The organism is Belliella marina, from assembly GCF_042682445.1.
GTDB classification, from domain to species: Bacteria; Bacteroidota; Bacteroidia; order Cytophagales; family Cyclobacteriaceae; genus Belliella; species Belliella marina.
In genome coordinates this window covers 1-1,193 of sequence record NZ_JBHUHR010000010.1, presented here as the reverse complement: position 1 = coordinate 1,193, position 1,193 = coordinate 1, and the positions used below count along the sequence as shown (strand labels likewise).

The 1,193-nt window shown below is 52.1% G+C and carries 1 protein-coding gene; it reads left to right on the top strand.

Annotated features, from left to right (window positions below):
* A partial coding sequence (locus tag ACFSKL_RS03395) for a COG1361 S-layer family protein (RefSeq protein WP_376883506.1) occupies positions 1-1,193 on the top strand: 1,193 nt, incomplete at both ends.

The following is a 1,193-nucleotide window of genomic DNA, read 5'->3' as shown; positions in this document are numbered from 1 at the left end:
GAGGATGGCCCTAAAGAGTCCGATCCAGAGGATGTGGATGTAGAGACATCAGCCGACCTTGATATCGTGAAGACTGCAACAAGTGCAACTGTAGTGGCGGGTGAAAACATCAGCTACACCATCACAGTAAGCAATGCAGGCCCAAGCGATGCACAGGATGTAACTATAACCGATGTATTGCCATCAGGGACAGGCTTTGTGTCAGCAACCAACGGCGGAACAGAGGCAGGTGGAACAGTCACCTGGAACTTGGGTACCATGGCGGCAGGAGCAAGTGTGGAATTGACCTTGGTATTGTCGACAGAATCGTCCCTGGTAGCGGGAACAACAATCAGCAACATAGCGGTGGTGGATTCTCCAACCGATAGTGACGGCCCTAAAGAGTCCGATCCAGAGGATGTGGATGTAGATGCCGTGGCCGACCTTGATATCGTGAAGACTGCAACAAGTGCAACTGTAGTGGCGGGTGAGAACATCAGCTACAACATCAGAGTAAGCAATGCCGGTCCAAGTGATGCACAGGATGTAACGATAACCGATGTGTTGCCAGCAGGGACAGGCTTTGTGTCAGCAACCAACGGTGGAACAGAGGCAGGTGGAACAGTCACCTGGAACTTGGGAACCTTGGCAGCAGGAGAGAGCATAACGGTAAGTTTGGTACTTTCAACCCCGTCATCCCTAGAATCCGGTACCTCGATCAGCAACATTGCAGTGGTGGATTCACCAACGGACGAAGACGGTCCGAAAGAATCCGACCCAGAGGATGTGGATGTAGAGACATCAGCCGACCTTGATATCGTGAAGACTGCAACGAGCGCTACTGTAGTGGCGGGTGAGAACATCAGCTACACCATCAGAGTAAGCAATGCCGGTCCAAGTGATGCACAGGATGTAACGATAACCGATGTGTTGCCATCGGGAACAGGCTTTGTGTCTGCAACCAACGGCGGAACAGAGGCAGGTGGAACAGTCACCTGGAACTTGGGGACCTTGGCAGCAGGAGAGAGCATAACGGTAAGTTTGGTACTTTCTACCCCGCCATCCCTAGAAGCCGGTACCTCGATCAGCAACATTGCAGTGGTGGATTCTCCAACCGACGAGGATGGCCCTAAAGAGTCCGATCCAGAGGATGTGGATGTAGAGACATCAGCCGACCTTGATATCGTGAAGACTGCAACAAGTGCAACTGTAGT